At 56.1% G+C, this 20,361-nt stretch carries 18 protein-coding genes and 1 riboswitch; of the genes, 10 read left to right on the forward strand and 8 right to left on the reverse strand.

The genetic code is table 11. From position 1 onward, the window contains the following. The first annotated feature begins 3 nt into the window (after nucleotides 1-3). The gene (locus tag AAGR22_RS18860) at nucleotides 4-1,164 is read left to right on the forward strand and encodes a glutathionylspermidine synthase family protein (RefSeq protein ID WP_345829004.1); all 1,161 of its coding nucleotides are present in this window, start codon (nucleotides 4-6) and stop codon (nucleotides 1,162-1,164) included. Nucleotides 1,165-1,197: 33 nt separating this feature from the next. On the opposite strand, the gene ygiD is transcribed toward AAGR22_RS18860, so the two are convergent. Next, nucleotides 1,198-1,986 (reverse strand): 4,5-DOPA dioxygenase extradiol, encoded by a 789-nt coding sequence (gene ygiD / locus AAGR22_RS18865; protein WP_067706179.1) that lies wholly within the window; start codon nucleotides 1,984-1,986, stop codon nucleotides 1,198-1,200. A 75-nt stretch (nucleotides 1,987-2,061) separates the two neighbouring features. Here ygiD and AAGR22_RS18870 point away from each other — a divergent pair, with 75 nt between their 5' ends. Further along, nucleotides 2,062-2,199 (forward strand): hypothetical protein, encoded by a 138-nt coding sequence (locus AAGR22_RS18870; RefSeq protein ID WP_345829006.1) that lies wholly within the window; start codon nucleotides 2,062-2,064, stop codon nucleotides 2,197-2,199. Between the two features lie 91 nt (nucleotides 2,200-2,290). Here the strand turns inward: AAGR22_RS18870 and ribB are convergent, their stop codons facing one another. Further along, nucleotides 2,291-2,947 carry a 3,4-dihydroxy-2-butanone-4-phosphate synthase gene (ribB, locus tag AAGR22_RS18875; RefSeq protein WP_067706178.1) on the reverse strand — a complete coding sequence of 219 codons (657 nt, stop codon included), beginning with the start codon at nucleotides 2,945-2,947 and terminating at the stop codon, nucleotides 2,291-2,293. 108 nt (nucleotides 2,948-3,055) lie between these two features. Next, nucleotides 3,056-3,207, reverse strand: a riboswitch (FMN riboswitch). Nucleotides 3,208-3,371: 164 nt separating this feature from the next. Between ribB and AAGR22_RS18880 the strand changes: the two genes are divergently transcribed. Next, on the forward strand, nucleotides 3,372-3,725 hold the full coding sequence (locus AAGR22_RS18880; protein ID WP_345829009.1) for an accessory factor UbiK family protein: 354 nt from the start codon (nucleotides 3,372-3,374) through the stop codon (nucleotides 3,723-3,725). 222 nt (nucleotides 3,726-3,947) lie between these two features. Here the strand turns inward: AAGR22_RS18880 and hldE are convergent, their stop codons facing one another. From hldE to AAGR22_RS18895, 3 genes are all read right to left on the reverse strand, one after another. Beyond that, nucleotides 3,948-5,375: a bifunctional D-glycero-beta-D-manno-heptose-7-phosphate kinase/D-glycero-beta-D-manno-heptose 1-phosphate adenylyltransferase HldE gene (hldE, locus tag AAGR22_RS18885; protein ID WP_067706174.1), complete on the reverse strand. Its 1,428-nt coding sequence runs from the start codon at nucleotides 5,373-5,375 to the stop codon at nucleotides 3,948-3,950. A gap of 108 nt (nucleotides 5,376-5,483) precedes the next feature. Further along, nucleotides 5,484-8,282: a bifunctional [glutamate--ammonia ligase]-adenylyl-L-tyrosine phosphorylase/[glutamate--ammonia-ligase] adenylyltransferase gene (glnE, locus tag AAGR22_RS18890; RefSeq protein ID WP_345831627.1), complete on the reverse strand. Its 2,799-nt coding sequence runs from the start codon at nucleotides 8,280-8,282 to the stop codon at nucleotides 5,484-5,486. Between the two features lie 98 nt (nucleotides 8,283-8,380). Beyond that, entirely contained in the window at nucleotides 8,381-9,685 is a 1,305-nt protein-coding gene (locus tag AAGR22_RS18895; RefSeq protein WP_345829012.1) for an inorganic triphosphatase, read from the reverse strand. A 290-nt stretch (nucleotides 9,686-9,975) separates the two neighbouring features. Between AAGR22_RS18895 and AAGR22_RS18900 the strand changes: the two genes are divergently transcribed. Then, nucleotides 9,976-10,596 (forward strand): TIGR04211 family SH3 domain-containing protein, encoded by a 621-nt coding sequence (locus AAGR22_RS18900; protein ID WP_067706170.1) that lies wholly within the window; start codon nucleotides 9,976-9,978, stop codon nucleotides 10,594-10,596. Between the two features lie 144 nt (nucleotides 10,597-10,740). Next, entirely contained in the window at nucleotides 10,741-11,970 is a 1,230-nt protein-coding gene (locus tag AAGR22_RS18905) for a multifunctional CCA addition/repair protein (RefSeq protein WP_345829015.1), read from the forward strand. A 44-nt stretch (nucleotides 11,971-12,014) separates the two neighbouring features. On the opposite strand, the gene bacA is transcribed toward AAGR22_RS18905, so the two are convergent. Then, complete coding sequence (gene bacA / locus AAGR22_RS18910) at nucleotides 12,015-12,833, reverse strand: undecaprenyl-diphosphate phosphatase (protein WP_067706166.1); 819 nt, start codon at nucleotides 12,831-12,833, stop codon at nucleotides 12,015-12,017. Between the two features lie 143 nt (nucleotides 12,834-12,976). Next, nucleotides 12,977-13,336 (reverse strand): bifunctional dihydroneopterin aldolase/7,8-dihydroneopterin epimerase, encoded by a 360-nt coding sequence (folB, locus tag AAGR22_RS18915; RefSeq protein WP_067706336.1) that lies wholly within the window; start codon nucleotides 13,334-13,336, stop codon nucleotides 12,977-12,979. Nucleotides 13,337-13,443: 107 nt separating this feature from the next. Between folB and plsY the strand changes: the two genes are divergently transcribed. Both plsY and AAGR22_RS18925 read left to right on the forward strand, forming a co-directional pair. Next, nucleotides 13,444-14,040 carry a glycerol-3-phosphate 1-O-acyltransferase PlsY gene (plsY, locus tag AAGR22_RS18920; protein ID WP_067706333.1) on the forward strand — a complete coding sequence of 199 codons (597 nt, stop codon included), beginning with the start codon at nucleotides 13,444-13,446 and terminating at the stop codon, nucleotides 14,038-14,040. Between the two features lie 123 nt (nucleotides 14,041-14,163). Further along, a complete protein-coding gene (locus AAGR22_RS18925; RefSeq protein WP_345829019.1) occupies nucleotides 14,164-14,451 on the forward strand; it encodes a hypothetical protein in 288 nt (95 codons plus the stop codon). A gap of 104 nt (nucleotides 14,452-14,555) precedes the next feature. Here the strand turns inward: AAGR22_RS18925 and tsaD are convergent, their stop codons facing one another. Then, the gene (tsaD, locus tag AAGR22_RS18930) at nucleotides 14,556-15,581 is read right to left on the reverse strand and encodes a tRNA (adenosine(37)-N6)-threonylcarbamoyltransferase complex transferase subunit TsaD (protein WP_345829020.1); all 1,026 of its coding nucleotides are present in this window, start codon (nucleotides 15,579-15,581) and stop codon (nucleotides 14,556-14,558) included. A 302-nt stretch (nucleotides 15,582-15,883) separates the two neighbouring features. On the opposite strand from tsaD, the gene rpsU reads away from it, so the two are divergent. From rpsU to rpoD, 3 genes are all read left to right on the forward strand, one after another. Next, the gene (rpsU, locus tag AAGR22_RS18935) at nucleotides 15,884-16,099 is read left to right on the forward strand and encodes a 30S ribosomal protein S21 (RefSeq protein WP_001144069.1); all 216 of its coding nucleotides are present in this window, start codon (nucleotides 15,884-15,886) and stop codon (nucleotides 16,097-16,099) included. Nucleotides 16,100-16,232: 133 nt separating this feature from the next. Next, nucleotides 16,233-17,987 carry a DNA primase gene (dnaG, locus tag AAGR22_RS18940; RefSeq protein WP_345829021.1) on the forward strand — a complete coding sequence of 585 codons (1,755 nt, stop codon included), beginning with the start codon at nucleotides 16,233-16,235 and terminating at the stop codon, nucleotides 17,985-17,987. Nucleotides 17,988-18,294: 307 nt separating this feature from the next. Continuing rightward, nucleotides 18,295-20,139, forward strand: coding sequence for an RNA polymerase sigma factor RpoD (gene rpoD / locus AAGR22_RS18945; RefSeq protein WP_067706158.1), 1,845 nt, complete (start codon nucleotides 18,295-18,297; stop codon nucleotides 20,137-20,139). The last annotated feature ends 222 nt before the right edge of the window (nucleotides 20,140-20,361 follow it).

Here is a 20,361-nt window from a genome sequence, read left to right on the forward strand (position 1 = left end):
ACCGTGAAGCGTCTTTCTATACCTGAACGTTCCGGCTGGCGTGAGAAAGCGACCGAATACGGTTTCCGTTTTCATACCATGCACGGTGAACCCTACTGGTGCGAGGACGCGTACTACCAGTTTACCCTGCAGCAAATAGAAACGCTGGAGGATGTGACCAGCGAGCTGCATCAGATGTGTTTGCAGGTCGTGGATAAGGTGGTAAACAGCGAAGAGCTGCTGACCAAATTCCGTATTCCTAAGCATACCTGGGACTTTGTCCGTTCGTCATGGAAAACCAGCCAGCCGTCGCTCTATTCACGACTGGATCTGGCCTGGGACGGCACCACCGATGCTAAACTGTTGGAAAACAATGCGGACACGCCGACTTCGCTTTACGAAGCCGCTTTTTTCCAGTGGATCTGGCTTGAAGAACAGCTGGCCAGCGGCGTACTGCCTGCCGGCAGCGATCAGTTCAACAGCCTTCAGGAACAGCTGATTGAACGCTTTGCTACCCTGCATCAGCAGCACGGATTCAGTTGGATACATTTCGCCTGCTGTCGTGATAGCGATGAAGATCGTGGAACCGTTCAGTATCTCCAGGACTGCGCCACGGAGGCGGGTCTGCCGAGCGAGTTTCTGTTTATGGATGAAATCGGACTGGGCGAAAAAGGGCAGTTTACCGATCTTAACGATCAGGTGATCGGCAACCTGTTCAAGCTTTACCCCTGGGAATTTATGCTGCGCGAAGTATTCTCTACCAAGCTGAATGACGCTGGCGTGCGCTGGCTGGAGCCAGCATGGAAAAGCATCCTGTCCAATAAAGCGCTGCTGCCGATGCTGTGGAAAATGTTCCCCAACCATCCTAATCTCCTGCCCGCTTATTTTTCCGAAGACAACGTTCCGTCCATGGACAAATACGTGGTCAAACCGCTGTTTTCTCGCGAGGGGGCCAACATTCGCATCATTGAAAACGGACAGGAAATTGCCCGCGTAGACGGGCCATACGGTGAGGAAGGCACCATTGTTCAGCAGTTCCATCCGCTGCCGAAGTTTGGCGACAGCTATACGCTAATCGGCAGCTGGCTGGTGAACGATCGCCCGGCCGGTATTGGTCTGCGAGAGGATCGGGCGCTGATCACCCAGGATCTCTCCCGCTTTTATCCTCATGCGTTTATCGACTAACCGCAGTGGATTGACTCGCCAGAAGCAGGTGGCTTAGCCACCCACCTGCACTGAAAGCATACTGAGCGATCCCATTACTACGCCTTCAACCGGGATCGACACGGCCTCGTTTGGCGTGCGCGATCCCAGCACATACAGCAGCGGCAGATAGTGCTCCGGTGTGGGATTCGACAGCGCTGCCCCTTCATGCTGCATAAAGTTAACCAGCGGATGCGCTGCTGCTGCCCCTTCCCATGCCACATTTTCGCGCACATAGGCATCAAATGAGGTCGCCCAGGGATACGCCTCGGCCTCACCCTGCCAGCGCGCCATTCGCAGGTTGTGCACCACGTTACCGCTGGCGACAATCATTACCCCCTGCTCGCGCAGGGCAGCAAGCTTGCGGCCCAGCTCGAAATGAAAGGCTGGCGGCTGGGTACCATCAACGCTCAGCTGTACGACCGGTATATCGGCATTGGGGTACATTTTGATCAGCACTCCCCAGGCGCCATGATCTAACCCCCACTCCCGGTCCATCTGCACGTTAACCGGCGAAAGCGCCTCTGCAATTTGCTGTGCCAGCTGCGGCGAACCGGGTGCCGGATAGCGTGTATCAAACAGCGCCTGCGGGAAGCCGCCAAAATCATGAATGGTACGTGGTGTTTCCATCGCCGTGACGGCCGTGCCGCGCGTGTACCAGTGTGCAGAGACAGCAATAATCGCCCGCGGTCGCGGGAGCGTTTCGCCCAGCCTGCGCCAGGTTTCAGTATAGATATTCTCTTCCAGCACATTCATCGGGCTACCGTGGCCAAGGAAAAGTGCGGGCATACGTGACTGACTCATGATAAATCCCCTAAACGTGTCGGCTTAATGACGCTTACATTACGCCCATTTTTGCGGGGATTAACGCGGATAAGGATGATGAAGTTAGTCAGGAAATTTGAAGATAGCGTGATGGAACGAAAAAAGCGTATTGAAGGACCAAAGCATTCTGGGGCAAAAGGGATGCTGAAATATGAGACACGTACAGAAGAAGGGGGAGATAAGGTTGAATGAATGCTGAGATATCCCCTCAGCGGGCAGAACACCCGGTGGGTTTGAAATAATCGCCGGACAGGAGCTTTACGCCCCCACCCGGCAATGGGTGTCAGCTTGCCTGCAGCGTTTCGTGGCTGCGGCGCCAGGCCACCAGATCTTCGATGGTGACGACAGGCATATCATGCTGCCTGGCGAATACCACCACTTCCGGTGCATGAGCCATAGTGCCGTCGTCATTCGTCAGCTCACACAGCACGCCCGCAGATTTAAAACCGGCCAGCGTAACCAGATCCAGCGTGGCCTCGGTATGACCGCCTCGGGTCAGCACCCCGCCATCGCGGGCGCGAAGCGGGAAAACGTGTCCAGGACGATTTAAATCGCTCGGCCGGGCATCATCGGCAATCGCGGCGCGAATAGTGGTGATACGGTCTTTGGCGGAAACGCCGGTGGTAACGCCTTCAGCGGCTTCAATCGTCACGGTGAAACCCGTCCCGTAGGCGCTGGTGTTGTTGTCCACCATCATCGGCAGTTCAAGCTGGCGAAGGCGCTGTTCGTTCAGGCAGAGGCAAACAATGCCGCTTCCGTGACGAATAGTCAGTGCCATTTGCTCAACGGTCATCGTTTCGGCAGCGAAAACCATATCGCCCTCGTTTTCACGATCTTCGTCGTCCAGCACCATTACACCACGGCCGTCCTTGAGAGCGGCAATGGCGCGTTGTACACGCTGTTCAGGCGTGCCAAATTCAGAAAGTAGCGTCTGATTCATGGTAATAAAACCTTATAAAATGTATCGGTTACCAGAACCAGGGCATGCTTAGGAGTGTCATGCAGTGACAAAAAATAACGGCAGAACGGGCGCAGGCCCGACAGCATACGTTACTCTCTCCCATCCGGACTTTAACCGTCGGCTCCGGGATCACACCGGATCTGCTGACCTTCAAACCGGCTGGTCTGAAGCGCTCGCGGGCTTTCGGCCTCAGCCGATTTACCGCCGGTGGGGAATTTCGCCCCGCCCTGAGAATAAGCATATAGTATTTACATCGCAGACTAATATAACGCCGAAGAAACCACAGGGCAATGAACAAAACTGGCAATAAGTTATCCATTTTGTGGCTTTACTGTTTTCAGGTTTATCCTTTCTGGTTATAGCATTACACTTATAGAAACTTTGTCGCTATCAGGAAGCCGCCATGATTGACCCAAAAAAAATTGAACAACTCGCCCGTCAGGTTCATGAATCCATGCCGAAAGGGATCCGCGAGTTTGGCGACGACGTGGAAAAGCGCATCCGCCAGACCTTGCAGTCACAGCTGACGCGGCTGGATTTAGTCAATCGCGAAGAGTTTGACGTTCAGACGCAGGTGCTGTTGCGCACCCGCGAAAAGCTGAGTGCGCTGGAGCAGCGCATCGCCGAGCTGGAAAGCCGGGGTACCACAACCGCTCCGGTTACCACATCAGCCAATACTCCAGTTACCGCTCCAGCTGCTGCTCCGGCTACCGCTCCAGTTACCACCCCAGAGAGTACTAAGACAGAAGATCTCTAGCCGGAACTGCGACATTGACAGCAGGACCCGTTATAAACAAAAAGGCCGATCGCAGGATCGGCCTTTTTGTTTTCTGGATCGTCCCAGTCCCAGTCCCAGTCCCAGTCCCAGTCCCAGTCCCAGTCCCAGTCCCAGTCCCAGCCCCAGCTTATTCACCTTCGGCGCTAAGCCAGTGGCTGGTCTGGGTTCTTTGCCGGACCGACGGCCAACGCCTGAATGCGCTTATTTTTTAGCCTGGATGGCCCTGATGATATTGCTGGTTGAAATGCCATCTTCAAAGTTCAGCACGCGAACGTCGCCGCCGTTTGCCCAGACTTCCTTGCTGCCCGCGATCTCTTCAGGCTTGTAATCCCCGCCCTTCACTAACAGATCCGGCAGGATGCTGGCAATCAGCCGCTGCGGCGTATCCTCTTCAAAAGCCACCACCCAGTCGACGGCTTCCAGCGCACCCAGTACGATCATACGGTTAACCAATGGGTTCACCGGGCGGCTTTCGCCCTTAAGCCGCTTCGTCGACGCATCGCTGTTTACCGCCACAATCAGCCGGTCGCCCAGCTTGCGCGCGTTGGCCAGGTAGGAGACGTGTCCGGCGTGAAGAATATCGAAGCAGCCATTGGTCATAACCACTTTTTCGCCGCGACGACGCGCCAGCGCAACGGCTTCCTTCAGCTGCTCTTCACTCATCACGCCAAAACCGGATTCCGGCCTGGCACGAATGGCATTCTCCAGCTCTACCGGTGAAACGGTCGAGGTGCCCAGCTTACCGACTACCACGCCAGCTGCCGCATTCGCCAGGAAGCAGCTCTCTTCCAGGGTGTTTCCGGCCGCCAGCGCCGCTGCCAGCACGCCGATTACCGTGTCGCCCGCGCCCGTCACGTCGTAGACTTCCTGCGCCTGTGTCGGCAGGTGGAACGGCGTTTTACCCGGCTGTAGCAGCGTCATACCATTTTCTGAACGCGTGACCAGCAGCGCGGAGAGTTCAAATTTCTCCATCAGTGCCATACCGCGCGAAACGATCTCCGCCTCATCTTTACATTTGCCGACGACGGCCTCGAACTCGGAGAGGTTGGGCGTCAGGATGGTCGCACCACGATAGCGTTCAAAGTTCGTACCTTTTGGATCCACCAGCACAGGTACTTTCGCCTCACGGGCGAGGCTGATGATGGTTTCGACGGTAGCAAGCGCGCCCTTATCATAGTCCGACAACACCAGTGCACCGGTATCAGGCAGCGCCTGCCTGACGCGCTGGTGCAGCGGCTCGGGATCGATACCGTCAAAGCCCTCTTCAAAATCGAGGCGGATCAGCTGCTGGTTACGCGAAAGCACACGCAGCTTGGTGATGGTCGGGTGGGTTGAGACGGGAACAAAATCACACTGCACATTTACACCGCTCAGGGCGGCATTCAGCGCCCGTGCGGCATCGTCGATGCCGGTTAACCCCACCAGCCGCGATGCCGCCCCCAGCGATGCAATATTCATTGCGACGTTGGCCGCGCCGCCGGGACGCTCTTCGATATTATCGACCTTAACCACTGGAACCGGAGCCTCAGGGGAGATGCGGCTGGTAGGGCCATACCAGTAGCGATCCAGCATGACGTCGCCAACCACCAGAACGCCCGCACGGTTAAACTCGGGCAGTGTAATTTTCATTCCAGACACTCCTGGCATAAGTCAAAAATAGTGCGCGCGATGATAGCACAAGCTGGTTATCCCGCACATTGAGCCTTTATCTTTCAGGGCCAGCCTCTGATGCGCGACTCACTCACCAAACCAGCGTTGCCAGCTGGCTTGCACGACCGCTTTCTCATGGCTGAACGTCTCGGGGAGCACATGGCCAGGCATTGCCTCCAGCGCCAGGTGATGAAGTGCATCGCGCAGAGTGATATAGGCGCTGGTCAATGCCCGGGCCTCCTCCTCCTCCATCAGCCCATGGCTGGCCATAAGCTCGAGTATCCGCACGTTATCAGACCAGCGGGTCAGCGCGGGCACCGCAGCCGCATGGCGCAAAACCAAATACTGCGTAATAAACTCAATATCCGTTATGCCGCCCCTGTCGGCTTTAATATCCCAACGATCCTTGTTCTTACCGGCGAGGTGCGAATACATCTTTTCACGCATGTCGCGCACCTCTTTTTGCAGCGCCGCAGGCTCCCGTGGCAGGCACAAAATACCGCGACGGATGGCGTTAAAGCGCTGGCTCAGGGCCGGATCGCCGAAGACAATGCGGGCGCGCACCAGCGCCTGATGCTCCCAGGTCCAGGCTTCCTGCCGCTGATAGTCATCAAAGGCGTCGAGCGTGCTGACCAGCATGCCCGCCGCGCCAGAAGGTCGCAGCCGGGCATCCACCTCGTAGAGAATTCCGGAGGAAGTACGGGTGCTGAACAGGTGCATAATGCGCTGTGCCAGGCGAAGATAAAACTGCCGGCCATCTATACTGCGCTCACCCAGTGTCACCGCCTCGACCGGGCAGTCATGCAGAAAAACCAGATCCAGATCGGAGCTGTAGCCCAGCTCCCAGCCGCCCAGTTTGCCGTAGCCTGTGACGGCAAATCCACGCCCCCCATCGTCCTGAAGATGTGAGGGCCGCCCATAGCGCTGCGTCATCATCTGCCATGCCTGCATGACAACCTGCTCAATGATCGCCTCCGCCAGCCATGTCAGGTGGTCACTGACCTTCATCACCGGCAGCGTTTCGGCGATATCCGCCGCCGCAATGCGCAAAAGCTGAGCCTGCTTAAACTGCCGCAGCGCCTCCAGCTGCTGCTCCTCATCCTCTTCTGGGATACGCAGCAGATACTGCCGGAGCTCATCACGGTAGGCATCCGTAGCCGTTGGCTGGTAGAGCGTAGCCGGATCCAACAGCTCATCCAGCAGCAGCGGATAGCGGGCAAGCTGGCTGGCCACCATGGGCGAGGCGGCGCACAGCCGAATCAGATGCTTCAGTGCCCCGGGGTATTCCGTCAGCAGCTCCAGGTAGGTTGAGCGGGTAACCACGCCCAGCAGCAGCGGCGTGAGGCGTTCAAGGGTCACCGCCGCATCTGCCCGCGGGCAAACCTCCGCCAGCAGTCGCGGCATCAGCTGATCGAGGGCCTGGCGGCCACGTGGGCCAATCGTACGTTTATCCGTATCCTGCCGAAACGCGTTGATCGCCTTAAGTAGCGCCGCCGTCGCACCCGCGGGCAGATGCGGAACCAGCGGGGCCAGTTCGGTCTCCTCCAGTCGATCCTGCCAGAGCACGCCATACTCCCCGACCTCTTTGCTGCTGTCTGCCTCAGGCGCATCGTCGCCAATCAGCTCGTCAAAAATCGCCCGTACCGCAGACATGTGCTGTTCCAGCTGCTGCTGGAGAACGGACCAGTCGGGTACGCCCATCGCCCATGCCAGCCGTGCCTGGTTAAGTGGGTCCACAGGCAGGGTCTGGGTCTGTTCATCGTTGATGCTTTGAAGCAGGTTTTCCAGCCGACGCAGAAACTGCCATGCCTGATGTAGCTGCTCAACCTGTCCGGCGGGAAGCAGCCCCAGTTCACCCAGCGTTTGCAGGGTCGGCAATAGCGCGCGGCGCTGGAGCGCCCGTTCGCGGCCACCGCGGATCAGCTGGAACACCTGAACGATAAATTCAATTTCCCTGATACCGCCCGCGCCCAGCTTAATATTGTCTTTCAGACCGCGACGCCGCACTTCCCGGGCAATCATACTTTTCATATTACGCAGGGACTGAATGACGCTGAAGTCGATATAGCGGCGGTAAACGAAGGGACGCAGCGTCTGCTGTAGCTCCTGGCTCCAGTGGTCATCCCGATCGCCCATCACCCGTACTTTGACCATCGCATAGCGTTCCCAGTCGCGTCCCTGCTCCTGGTAGTAGTCCTCCAGCGCGGCAAAGCTCAGCACCAGAGGCCCACTGTCGCCAAAGGGTCGCAGACGCATATCCACGCGATACACAAAGCCCTCTACCGTGGGCTGGTCCAGCACCTTAATCAGCCGCTGGCCCAGTCGGGTGAAAAACTGGGCGTTGTCCAGCTCGCGTCGACCGCCCTGTGTCGTACCGTTTTCGGGCCAGGTAAAGATCAGATCAATGTCAGAGGAGAAGTTCAGCTCACCGCCCCCCAGCTTACCCATGCCGAGGATCAGCAGCGGCTGCGGTTCACCCTGCGCATTCACCGGCGTGCCGAATTCGCGGCAGCAGGCCTGCCACAGCCAGTCCCGCGCCGCGACAATCAGCAGCTCAGCCAGAACGCTCAGCTGTTTCAGGGAATCCTCCGTGCTGCTGGTCGCCAGCGCCTGCATCCAGGCAATACGGGTCAGCATATGGCGACGAAAAAGCCGCAGCTCGCGCATCAGGGTGGGTTCATCCGATACCTCTGCCAGCTTTACCGCCAGCCACCCCTGATAATGCTGCCATTCATCTGCCTGCGGAGGCTGCTCCCTCAGCCTCTGCCACCACGCCGGATGGCGACTCAGGTTCTCGCAGATAAAATCACTGAAAGCCAACACGCTCTGCTCAGCAAGCGTCAGCTCACCCAGAGAGGCGGATAAACGTCCTGCCTGCGCTGCCATTAAAGGAGGCAGAGACGTGTGGGGCAATGGCAGCATAAACACTCCCTAATGTGACAAATGATCGGTGCACGCATGCCTGGCCGCGCTGAGCCGGGCGGTCAGACGCTACCGTTTTTCCAGAATGCCGGATGCTTAAGGGCCTGACGGCAGTACGCATCAAGGTTTGCGGTCTGATTAGACTCAATGCCCTGCGCCAGCTGCTGCCAGTCTCCTAGCCACGCAGCGACCGCTTCAGATGGGTAAGCCCCGGCCAGCAGGCGCGCGGCCAGCAGCTGGCGGTTCAGGCGAGTCAGCTTGTCCTGATACTCATTGAACTGGCGGATGCGGTGAAAGGTCTCTTTGAGATCGGCGGAGAGGCGGCCCAGCATAATATCGCAGAAGCGCTTAAAGGATCCCTGTAGCCTGGTCTCCGACTTGCTATCAATAAAGCCGCGCCAGCGCTCGGTGGCTATCCAGTTAGTGAGTGCTAACTGGGTCTGTAATGAGAGGAGACTAAAGCAGAGGACCTCCGGCTGGAGGTTTTCTTCCAGCAGCGCCTCCTCAAGGCCGGTAAGCGACTGACGCAGCGCGCTACTCGCCTTACGCGGCACCAGCGCGCCGAACAGGGAGAAGGCCTGACGCAGGCTTTCCAGCGCCTGACGAATTTCATGCAGCGCCGCCGTTTCGCCGCGCAGCCAAAGCTCTTCGTGGTACTGCCACTGGGTGAGCGCCAGCGTAAAGGCTGCCCGCATCCCCTCTTCTACCGTTGCTTTCGGTTTAACCTTTAGTACCGGCATAGGGCGCGGTTCAGGCTGCGTTTTACCCTGTGCCAGCGCATAGCCGCGCGCGGCTTTACTTTTGCTGCCGAGACGCAGCCCACCAATGGTTGACAGCGCTTCAGCGAACGCCAGCAGATCCTCACGCTGACCAGATTTAAGCTCAAGCTCAATTTCACTCAGCGCTTCGCTCTCATCACCCGCACTGACTTCGCCGAGGTCGAAAGCAACCTCAATCTCGCTTTGCAGATAAGTGACCACCCACTTTTCCCGCACGAAATGGGTGCTGAACAGCGGCTTTAGCTGCTGTTGCAGCGTGGCCAGATCGGTCCCTGCGGGCCAGATCTCCGCCGGTAACAGGGCGATGTCCAGTTCTGGCTTCTCCAGAGCGACATTGTATTCCGGACGCTGGTGGAGGCCGCCAAGGGTCTGCCCCGCTGTTTTCAGCGTCATTTCATAGCTGTCGCCGAAGCCGCGAATGCGCAGTCCCATATCCCAGCGGCGCAGCTGGCTGCTTTCAGTTTCAAAATAGATATTGGTCAGCTTTTGTGGCGCACTGTGCTGATGTGGCCAGGCGGCAAGTCGGCCTGGCAGATTTTCAGCAGCAGCAGGTGTGGCGATGAACTTTAACTCGATTTCGATGGTCATATTTTCTTAATCAAATGATTACCGGCATGGTAAATGGATGTGCGCCTGATGATGCCTCGCCGTTGTTATGGACTCTGCGCGTTATAAATACGGCAGCCAGCGAGGTTTTTCTCAGTCAGTCATAACGTGAAGAGTAATGCAGAATTGCCGTGGCTGTCTCGGCTTTCTTATGCTTTTACGACCCGGCTCGCCATGCCCTGAGACCAGGAAAGTTCTCATTCAGCTTTATGCGAGGCGCCTCCAGACTGTGCCATTACTTTTTTCCCGGATTCACGTAAAAAAGATATCGAATGAAAAAAATTAACTTAATTGGCCTTACTTTACTGACATTTAGCGTTGCTGCTACCGTTCACGCCGAAGAGAAACGCTATATTTCTGATGAACTCTCCACCTGGGTTCGCAGTGGCCCCAGCAATGATTATCGCCTGGTCGGTACGCTGAACGCGGGCGAAGAAGTGGAGCTGCTGCAAACCAATGACGCCACCAAATACGCGCAAATTCGCGACTCAACGGGCCGTACCACCTGGATCCCCCTTGCGCAGCTCAGCGAACAGCCCAGCCTTCGTACGCGCGTCCCGCAGCTGGAACAGCAGGTTAAACAGCTGACTGACAAACTGGCCAATATCGATGGAAGCTGGAATCAGCGGACCGCCGAAATGCAGAAGAAGGTTGCCGGCAGCGACGGTGCCATAAATAACCTGAAAAATGAGAACCAGAAGCTAAAAAATGAGCTGGTGGTGGCACAAAAGAAAGTGAGCGCGGCCAACGTTCAGCTCGATGACAAGCAGCGTACCATTATCATGCAGTGGTTTATGTATGGCGGCGGCGTGGCCGGCGTCGGCCTGCTGCTTGGCCTGCTACTGCCGCATATGATCCCCAGCCGTAAGAAAAAAGACCGCTGGATGAACTAGGCTTAGCGTACGCCGGGACGAAAAGGACATCCATTGATGTCCTTTTCGTCGTGAGCCAATACCGCGTAGGCCTGCCCGCCGGTGGTGGGAGAACGCCGGGCGTTCACGTATGATGCCTGAAACGACACAACGAGGAGCGCAGTAGTGGAGACTTACCTTGTCGGCGGCGCGGTGCGCGATGCCCTGCTTGAATTACCGGTCACTGATAAAGACTGGGTGGTAGTGGGCGGCTCGCCGGAAGAGATGATCAATAACGGCTATCAGCAGGTCGGTCGCGACTTCCCGGTTTTTTTACATCCTGACTCGCATGAAGAGTATGCGCTGGCCAGAACTGAGCGAAAAAGCGGTGCGGGCTATACCGGTTTTAGCTGCTATTTCGCCCCCGATGTAACGCTTGAGCAGGATTTACAGCGGCGCGATCTGACCATTAATGCCATTGCCCGCGATCAAAACGGGGTGTTGTACGATCCCTGGGGCGGACAGCAGGATATTGTCCAGCGCCAGCTACGTCATGTCTCTGCCGCCTTTAACGAAGATCCGCTGCGCGTGCTGCGGGTTGCGCGCTTTGCTGCGCGCTTTGCCCATCTGGGTTTTACCGTCGCGCCAGAAACGCTCGGACTGATGCGCAGCATGGCCGCCAGCGGTGAGCTGGACACGCTAACGCCGGAACGCGTTTGGAAAGAGACGGAGAAGGCTCTCGAAACGCCCTCCCCCCAGGTCTATTTTCAGGTGCTGCGTGACTGTGGTGCGCTGGCGGTGCTCTTCCCCGAGCTGGACAACCTTTATGGCGTCCCGGCGCCTAAAAAGTGGCATCCCGAAATTGATACCGGCGTGCACACGCTGATGACGCTGGCCATCGCCGCACAGCTCAGCAACGAGGTCGATGTCCGCTTTGCCACGCTATTTCACGACGTGGGTAAGGCGCTGACGCCCCCCGAATTGTGGCCCAGCCACCATGGACACGGTGCCGCTGGCGTCCCTTTGGTTAGCGCACTCTGTCAGCGTTTACGGGTGCCAAACCACCTGCGCGACCTGGCGCTGCTGGTTACGGAATTTCATGATGTGGTGCATACCATTGAGCGGCAGCCGGCAGAGGCGTTAGTGGCGCTGTTTGACCGGATTGATGCCTGGCGCAAGCCACAGCGTATTGACCAGATAGCGTTGACCAGCGAAGCGGACGCCCGTGGGCGAACCGGTTTTGAACAGAATGCGTATCCGCAGGGACGCTATCTGCGCGAGGCGTTTAACGTCGCGCTGGCCGTATCCACAAAAGAGGTCGTTGCGGCGGGGTTTAAAGGAAGTGAAATTCGGCAAGCGCTAACGAAGCGCAGGATTGTCGCGCTTGAGCGCTGGAAAGCGGAGAACGACGCTTAGGAAAACCGGGCCATTCGGCCCGGCTTCATCGCCTCTTGGGCCTATCAGACGAAGATCATATAAACCGCAGCCGCAATAATAAAACGGTAGATTGCGAACGGGACGAAGGAGATATTTTGAATCAGCTTCAGGAAGACTTTGATCGCAATCAGCGCCACCACAAAAGCGGTAAGAAAACCGACGGCAAACATCGGCATGTCACCCATCGTCAGGAAGCCCACGCTTTTATAGAGATCCAGCACCGTGGCGCCCATCATCATCGGTACGGCCAGAATGAACGAGAACTCGGAAGCAGCATAGCGGCTGACCCCCATTAACATCCCGCCAGAGATGGTCGCGCCTGAACGTGAGAAACCCGGCCAGAGCGCCAGGCACTGGAAGCAGCCAATGACGAAAGCCTGACGGTAGGTGACGTCATCCAGGCCCACTGCCCTGGGCTGTTTAGGCTTAAGGTATTCCGCCGCGAGCAATAGCACGCCGCCAACCACCAGGGCATACATCACATTGACCGGGTTAAACAACGTCTTGATGGCGTCGTGTAAGAGCAGGCCTACAACGACAGCTGGTGCCATCCCCAAAAGAATATGAATCAGCGTAAGATGCCCTTTTCCCGTGCCCTCATGCGGCACTTTGCCGAAATGGATGCCGATAAGGCCAAACAGGCGACGCCAGAACATGACGACAACCGCTAAGATTGAGCCGAGCTGGATGACGACCTCGAAGGTGTCCGCTTTATCCCCTTCAAAACCCAACAGATGACCGACTATGATCATGTGCCCGGTGGAAGAGACGGGAAGAAACTCCGTCAGGCCCTCAACAATGCCAAGTATTGCTGCCACCCATAGCTGATGAATATCTGCCATCAATTACTACCCCTGTCCGTATCAAAATCATTTAAAAGACGGCTGCCCGAGGCTACCGCCAAATTGTGCCCGTAAAAACCGGGCCAACTTTAAAACAGAGCATAATGTGGGGGGGTTTCATCGTGATGGCAATCATATTGCACTTATTTAGGATTAGTCCCGCGCTCAATCACCACGCCCACCTGAGCGGCCTGCGCCACCGCCCCGGGCTTGCTCAGTTTAATCCGTACCCAGGGAGAACTGAAACGCGTCAGCAGCAGTGAGGCAACCTCTTCTGCTACGCGCTCAACCAGCGCAAATTTGCCAGCGGACACATGGTCAATAATGGCCGCAGAGATATCCGCATAGCTCAGGCAGTCATTCACATCATCGCTGGCCGCCGCCCGGCGGTTATCCCATGCCATTTCAACGTCGAAAACCAGCTTCTGCTGAATAGTTTGTTCCCAGTCATAGACACCAATAGTGGTGATAACCGTCAGTTGTTCTATAAATACAATATCCATAATAACCATCTCTGTTTTTGTGGATGCCGGATACCACTTCCGGCTATTTATGCGTATTATCCACGGATGATGAGAACAAAACGACCCCTGGAGGGCGGAACGGTATGTTGAATACATTCGCACTGGGTATGATCCTTTTTGCCTATCTGTGTGGCTCTGTCTCCAGTGCGATTCTGGTGTGCCGACTGTTCAGATTGCCCGATCCCCGCCAGAATGGTTCCGGCAATCCCGGCGCAACTAACGTGCTGCGGCTCGGCGGTAAAGTTCCCGCTGCGGCCGTGCTGGTTTTTGATATTCTTAAAGGTATGCTGCCGGTCTGGCTTGCCTGGCATTATGGCGTCACGCCTTTATATCTGGGCCTTACCGCCATCGCCGCCTGCCTTGGGCATATTTACCCCGTCTTTTTTCGCTTCAAGGGCGGAAAAGGCGTGGCGACCGCTTTCGGTGCGATCGCCCCCATCGGCTGGGATTTAACGGGTCTGATGACCGGCACCTGGCTGCTAACCGTACTGCTTAGCGGTTATTCATCGCTCGGCGCTATCATCAGCGCGCTAATCGCCCCCTTCTACGTCTGGTGGTTTAAACCCCAGTTTACCTTTCCCGTTGCGATGCTCTCGTGCCTGGTGCTGCTGCGGCATCATGACAATATTCAGCGACTCTGGCGCGGACAGGAAACTAAAATCTGGCGGAGAAAACGCAAATAACATCAGTGCCGGGGTTTATTCAGAAGCTCTGTAAATCATTTAATTACTATTCTCTCCGTTAACGTCTCACTATAACGTACCTTATCAGTAACACGTCGTTACTACCTTCAGGGAGTGAAAATAATGAGAGAGTTAGAGCTGGATGACATCACCGCAGTAAGCGGCGCAGGCATTATTAAAAATATCAGTGCATCGGTGGGTGGCCTGGTAGGTAACGGGATTTATCAGCTGGCTGGCAGCGTCACCGTTTCAGTACCGCTGCTGGGTGAGATGAGCATCAAAAAGATCTTCCCCGAGCTGGGTACCTCCATTGGCGCCAGTATCGGCGGTAACATTGGTGGCACCGTTGAATCGATACTGGGTGGGATCCCCTTCGTAGGGGGAATTTTCAACGCTATTTTGGGTAATTAATCCCGCCTTACTCTTCGGCGCAGCGACGCACCCGTTTCAGGTTAATCATTCGCCGCGCGTCATCTAATACACAGCTCGCCGCAGAGCTGTGTTTATCCTGATGCTCAGTCCGGCTCAGCAACAACACCCAGCTCGGACAGCGGCCAACGTGGCCGAACCGTGACGCCCAGCTCCGCCTCCGTACCGCTGCGCAGCCTGACCATACCGGCGTAGGCTATCATCGCCCCATTGTCGGTACAGAATTCAGGGCGGGCATAGAAGACCTCCCCGCCCCGGGCTTTCATCACTTCGGCCATTTTCGTCCGCAGCGTGCGGTTCGCACTGACGCCTCCGGCGATAACCAGCCGTTTGAACCCGGTCTGCTCCAGCGCGCGCTTACATTTGATCGCCAGCGTATCGACAACCGCATCTTCAAAGGCGCGGGCGATATCAGCGCGCGTCTGATCGTCGTCGCTGTTACCGCGAATGGTATTCGCCGCGAACGTTTTCAGGCCAGAAAAGCTGAAATCCAGACCTGGCCGGTCGGTCATCGGACGGGGGAAGACAAAGCGCTTTTCAATACCCTGCTGGGCCATTTTCGACAGCATCGGACCACCGGGATAATCCAGCCCCAGCAGCTTGGCAGTTTTATCAAATGCCTCTCCGGCCGCATCATCAACCGATTCCCCAAGCAGCGTATACTCACCGATGGCGGTAACGCTGATAAGCTGGGTATGCCCCCCGGAGACCAGCAGGGCAACAAAAGGAAAGGCGGGAGGATTATCTTCCAGCATTGGGGCCAGCAGGTGACCTTCCATGTGGTGAACGGGAATAGCCGGGACACCCCAGGCGAAGGCCAGTGCACGACCTACGGTGGCCCCCACCAGCAGCGCGCCTACCAGGCCAGGTCCGGCCGTCCAGGCCACCGCATCAATGTCTGACGCCTGTAATCCGGCTTCCTTAAGCGCCGCCTGGATAAGCGGCACGGTTTTTCGCACGTGGTCGCGCGAAGCCAGCTCAGGTACGACACCGCCGTAATCGGCATGCAGTTTGACCTGACTGTAAAGTTGATTGGCGAGAAGTCCGGCCCGATCGTCGTAAATCGCGATACCGGTTTCATCGCAGGATGTTTCAATTCCAAGTACACGCATGACTTTTTTACCTCATTCTTGCGGCGCGCAGTGTAGCATGAAGGCCTGGCCGTTCGCGGTAATTTTCCGCCCGCCTTCGCCTTGTCACTGATGCATAAGGCGAAAATTTTTTCGCCGCGCCACGTGGAATCCTGTATACTCATTCCCCTGAAAATACCGGCAGTGGCACAGGCGCATCTGTTGGTGAGTTAATGCTATGGTGCTTTACAATGCTGCCTGTGTTGGAGTAAAATTCCGCACCATTTTGAAATGAGCTGGCTTACAGCCCAGCAGCAAACCGAATTTATCGAGGTGAGAGTTACATGCCGGTAATTAAAGTACGTGAAAACGAGCCCTTCGACGTAGCACTGCGTCGCTTCAAGCGTTCATGCGAGAAAGCAGGCGTTCTGGCTGAAGTTCGTCGTCGTGAGTTTTATGAAAAACCAACGACCGAACGTAAGCGCGCTAAAGCGTCTGCCGTTAAACGCCACGCGAAGAAACTGGCTCGCGAAAACGCACGCCGCACTCGTCTGTACTAATTTTTGAGGGTTTACGCCCTCACGTCCCGCAGACAAGTAAGTAGTTATGAAGGCCGTGCTTTCCGAAAGGAATGCGCGGCTTGTTCTCGTTTATGGGCCAGAAGCAATGGAAGCTGAAAGGTGAAGGGGATTTATGGCTGGACGCATTCCACGCGTATTCATTAATGACCTGCTGGCGCGCACGGACATCGTGGATCTTATTGATGCCCGCGTAAAGCTGAAAAAGCAGGGTAAGAACTATCACGCGTGCTGTCCCTTCCATAATGAGAAAACCCCTTCTTTTACCGTAAACGGCGAGAAACAGTTTTATCACTGCTTCGGCTGTGGCGCGCACGGCAACGCCGTCGACTTTCTGATGAACTATGACCGCCTTGAGTTCGTGGAGAGCATCGAGGAGCTGGCGACGCTTTACGGACTTGAAATTCCGTACGAAAGCGGAAGTGGCCCGAGCCAGCTGGAGCGCCATCAGCGCCAGAGCCTGTATCAGCTGATGACCGGGCTGAATGAGTTCTACCGGCAGTCGCTGACCCAGAGTCACGCCGCGGGTGCGCGTGACTACCTGGCAGGCCGCGGTCTGAGCGATGAGGTGATCGGTCACTTCTCTATTGGTTTTGCGCCCGCAGGCTGGGACAACGCGCTGAAGCGATTCGGCCGCAATGAGGACGACCGGCAGTCGCTTATCGACGCCGGGATGCTGGTCACCAACGATCAGGGGCGCAGCTACGATCGCTTCCGCGAACGGATCATGTTTCCCATCCATGATAAGCGAGGCCGGGTTATCGGGTTTGGTGGCCGCGTCGTTGGCGATGCGTTGCCAAAATATCTGAACTCCCCGGAGACCGATATTTTCCATAAGGGCCGACAGCTGTATGGCCTGTATGAAGCCCACAAGAATCATCCGGAACCGGCGAAGCTATTAGTGGTCGAAGGCTATATGGATGTGGTGGCCCTGGCGCAGTTCGGCATTGATTATGCCGTGGCGTCACTGGGAACATCGACGACGCCTGAGCATATTCAGCTGCTATTTCGCTCGACCGATAATGTCATCTGCTGCTATGACGGCGACAGAGCAGGACGTGAAGCGGCCTGGCGGGCACTGGAAACCGCCCTTCCCTACATGAATGATGGCCGTCAGCTACGCTTTATGTTTCTGCCGGAAGGTGAAGATCCGGATACGCTGGTCCGTAAAGAGGGAAAAGAGGCATTTGAAGCGCGAATGGAGCAGGCAACGCCGCTCTCCGCTTTCTTATTTGACACTCTGCTCCCTCAGGTAGATTTACGATCGCCGGATGGTCGCGCCCAGCTGAGTACCCTGGCCCTGCCGCTAATTAGCCAGGTGCCGGGTGAAACCCTGCGCATTTACCTGCGTCAGGAACTGGGGAACAAACTGGGCATTCTGGATGACAGTCAGCTGGAAAAGTTGATGCCCAGAGTGGGCGAGAAGTCGAAACTCCCACCGCAGCCTCAGCTAAAACGCACAACCATGCGTATACTGATTGGATTGCTGATTCAGAATCCGCAGCTGGCAGCAGCCGTGCCTTCCCTGGAAGGGCTGGAATCTTCTGAACTGCCGGGATTTTCCCTTTTTGTCGAGTTAGTGAGCACTTGCGTCGCTCATCCTGGCCTGACGACGGGACAGCTACTAGAGTTATACCGTGGCACAAAATTTAGCCAGAGCCTTGAAACTCTGGCCACATGGAACCACATGATCGTGGACGATGAAGTGGAAACCATGTTTAACGATTCGCTGGCCAGCATGTATGACGCAGCGCTGGAGCGACGCTTAGAGTATTTAATTGCTCGCGAGCGCACTCACGGGCTGGATGCCAACGAGCGGCGCGAATACTGGCTGCTCAATCAGGAATTTGCTAAAAAAACGAATTCCTGAGCGTGACGATCCTGTCACCCGACATAACATTGAGAGGCGTTATCGCCACCGTCAGTTTTTGTGCGCCCAGCGCCTGAACCACAGCGTACCCCGGTACGACCGGTTTTTTCCCGCTGCGCGAACCAAAAATGGCAGGTGATAGCGCGTCGAACCGAATATCCAGCGGCTTAAGTGCCGATTATCCGCCAGGTCGACCCTGGCAGCCGCCGAGATGGGCAGCGGCAATAAACCAACGCCCTCACTGTTATTGTTGGCTGCTTAGCCGACCGACACCAATCTAATTTAACAGAAGTGTGGATACCGTCTTATGGAGCAAAACCCGCAGTCACAGCTTAAGCTACTTGTCACCCGTGGTAAGGAGCAGGGCTATCTGACCTATGCCGAGGTCAATGACCATCTGCCGGAAGATATCGTCGACTCCGATCAGATCGAAGACATCATTCAGATGATCAACGACATGGGCATACAGGTTGTTGAAGAAGCACCTGATGCCGACGATCTGATGCTGAACGAAAACAGCTCCGATACCGATGAAGATGCTGCCGAGGCGGCCGCACAGGTCCTGTCCAGCGTTGAGTCAGAAATCGGCCGGACGACAGACCCGGTGCGCATGTATATGCGCGAAATGGGTACCGTTGAATTGCTGACGCGCGAAGGCGAAATCGACATCGCGAAGCGCATCGAAGACGGTATCAACCAGGTCCAGTGTTCCGTTGCTGAATACCCGGAAGCCATTACCTACCTGCTGGAACAGTATGACCGCGTCGAGGCGGGCGAAGCGCGCCTGTCGGATATGATTACCGGCTTTGTTGATCCCAACGCTGAAGCAGATATCGCGCCCACCGCCACGCACGTTGGCTCGGAACTCTCTGAAGCAGAGCGTGACGATGATGAAGACGAAGATGAAGAGTCCGATGACGACAGCGCCGACGATGACAACAGCATCGACCCGGAACTGGCGCGCGAGAAGTTTAACGATCTGCGCGTTCAGTACGAAAAAGCCCGTACGGTAATCAAGGCTAAAGGCCGCAGCCACGCCGATGCCGTAGCTGAAATTCAGAATCTGTCAGACGTTTTCAAACAGTTCCGCCTGGTGCCGAAGCAGTTCGATTTCCTGGTGAACAGCATGCGCACCATGATGGACCGCGTTCGTACGCAGGAACGTCTGATCATGAAGCTCTGTGTTGAAATCTGTAAGATGCCGAAGAAAAACTTCATCACCCTGTTTACCGGCAATGAAACCAGCGAAACCTGGTTCAAAGCGGCCCTGGCGATGAACAAACCCTGGTCAGAGAAGCTGAAAGACGTCTCTGAAGACGTGCATCGCGGCCTGCAAAAGCTGTCGCAGATTGAAGAAGAGACCGGCCTGACCATTGAGCAGGTGAAGGACATCAACCGTCGCATGTCTATCGGCGAAGCGAAAGCGCGTCGTGCGAAGAAAGAGATGGTTGAGGCTAACCTGCGTCTGGTTATCTCTATCGCCAAGAAGTACACCAACCGTGGCCTGCAGTTCCTGGATCTGATCCAGGAGGGGAATATCGGTCTGATGAAAGCCGTGGATAAGTTTGAATATCGCCGTGGTTATAAATTCTCGACCTATGCGACCTGGTGGATCCGTCAGGCTATCACCCGCTCCATCGCTGACCAGGCGCGTACCATCCGTATTCCGGTGCATATGATTGAGACGATTAACAAGCTCAACCGTATTTCTCGCCAGATGTTGCAGGAGATGGGTCGTGAGCCGACGCCGGAAGAGCTGGCCGAGCGGATGCTGATGCCGGAAGATAAAATCCGTAAGGTGCTGAAAATTGCCAAAGAGCCAATCTCCATGGAGACGCCAATTGGTGATGATGAAGATTCACATCTGGGTGACTTTATCGAGGATACCACGCTTGAGCTGCCGCTGGACTCCGCGACGTCCGAGAGCCTGCGTTCTGCCACGCACGACGTGCTGGCGGGCCTGACAGCGCGCGAGGCGAAGGTGCTGCGTATGCGTTTTGGTATTGATATGAATACCGACCACACGCTGGAAGAGGTAGGTAAACAGTTTGACGTTACGCGCGAACGTATTCGTCAGATCGAAGCCAAAGCGCTACGCAAGCTGCGCCATCCAAGCCGCTCCGAAGTGCTGCGCAGCTTCCTCGACGATTAATTTGTCGTTAAGCCCGCTAAAAAGCCTCTGCCTCCCGGCAGGGGCTTTTTTTATGTCTTTGATTACACCGTTGGACGCTCGTTCTATGCGTCATGCGCTAACAGATTGCCGTCTTTGTAGGGATCGGTTTGAATATCAAAAACGATCGGTGAAAGCCGCGGTATCGATGTAATGCTCAGTAATTTCAGGCCGCTTTCATGGTACTACAGCAGCCCATCGTGT

The organism is Erwinia sp. HDF1-3R, assembly GCF_039621855.1.
Taxonomy (GTDB): Bacteria; Pseudomonadota; Gammaproteobacteria; order Enterobacterales; family Enterobacteriaceae; genus Erwinia.

Bases quoted from the DNA above. Each gene is read 5' to 3' on its own strand.
- ygiD (WP_067706179.1), bottom strand. From the start codon at position 1,986: ATGAGTCAGTCACGTATGCCCGCACTTTTCCTTGGCCACGGTAGCCCG.
- AAGR22_RS18870 (WP_345829006.1), top strand. From the start codon at position 2,062: ATGATGAAGTTAGTCAGGAAATTTGAAGATAGCGTGATGGAACGAAAA.
- AAGR22_RS18895 (WP_345829012.1), bottom strand. From the start codon at position 9,685: ATGACCATCGAAATCGAGTTAAAGTTCATCGCCACACCTGCTGCTGCT.
- bacA (WP_067706166.1), bottom strand. From the start codon at position 12,833: ATGGCAGATATTCATCAGCTATGGGTGGCAGCAATACTTGGCATTGTT.
- hldE (WP_067706174.1), bottom strand. From the start codon at position 5,375: ATGAAAATTACACTGCCCGAGTTTAACCGTGCGGGCGTTCTGGTGGTT.
- glnE (WP_345831627.1), bottom strand. From the start codon at position 8,282: ATGGCAGCGCAGGCAGGACGTTTATCCGCCTCTCTGGGTGAGCTGACG.
- ribB (WP_067706178.1), bottom strand. From the start codon at position 2,947: ATGAATCAGACGCTACTTTCTGAATTTGGCACGCCTGAACAGCGTGTA.
- dnaG (WP_345829021.1), top strand. From the start codon at position 16,233: ATGGCTGGACGCATTCCACGCGTATTCATTAATGACCTGCTGGCGCGC.
- folB (WP_067706336.1), bottom strand. From the start codon at position 13,336: ATGGATATTGTATTTATAGAACAACTGACGGTTATCACCACTATTGGT.
- rpsU (WP_001144069.1), top strand. From the start codon at position 15,884: ATGCCGGTAATTAAAGTACGTGAAAACGAGCCCTTCGACGTAGCACTG.
- tsaD (WP_345829020.1), bottom strand. From the start codon at position 15,581: ATGCGTGTACTTGGAATTGAAACATCCTGCGATGAAACCGGTATCGCG.
- AAGR22_RS18925 (WP_345829019.1), top strand. From the start codon at position 14,164: ATGAGAGAGTTAGAGCTGGATGACATCACCGCAGTAAGCGGCGCAGGC.
- AAGR22_RS18880 (WP_345829009.1), top strand. From the start codon at position 3,372: ATGATTGACCCAAAAAAAATTGAACAACTCGCCCGTCAGGTTCATGAA.
- AAGR22_RS18900 (WP_067706170.1), top strand. From the start codon at position 9,976: ATGAAAAAAATTAACTTAATTGGCCTTACTTTACTGACATTTAGCGTT.
- rpoD (WP_067706158.1), top strand. From the start codon at position 18,295: ATGGAGCAAAACCCGCAGTCACAGCTTAAGCTACTTGTCACCCGTGGT.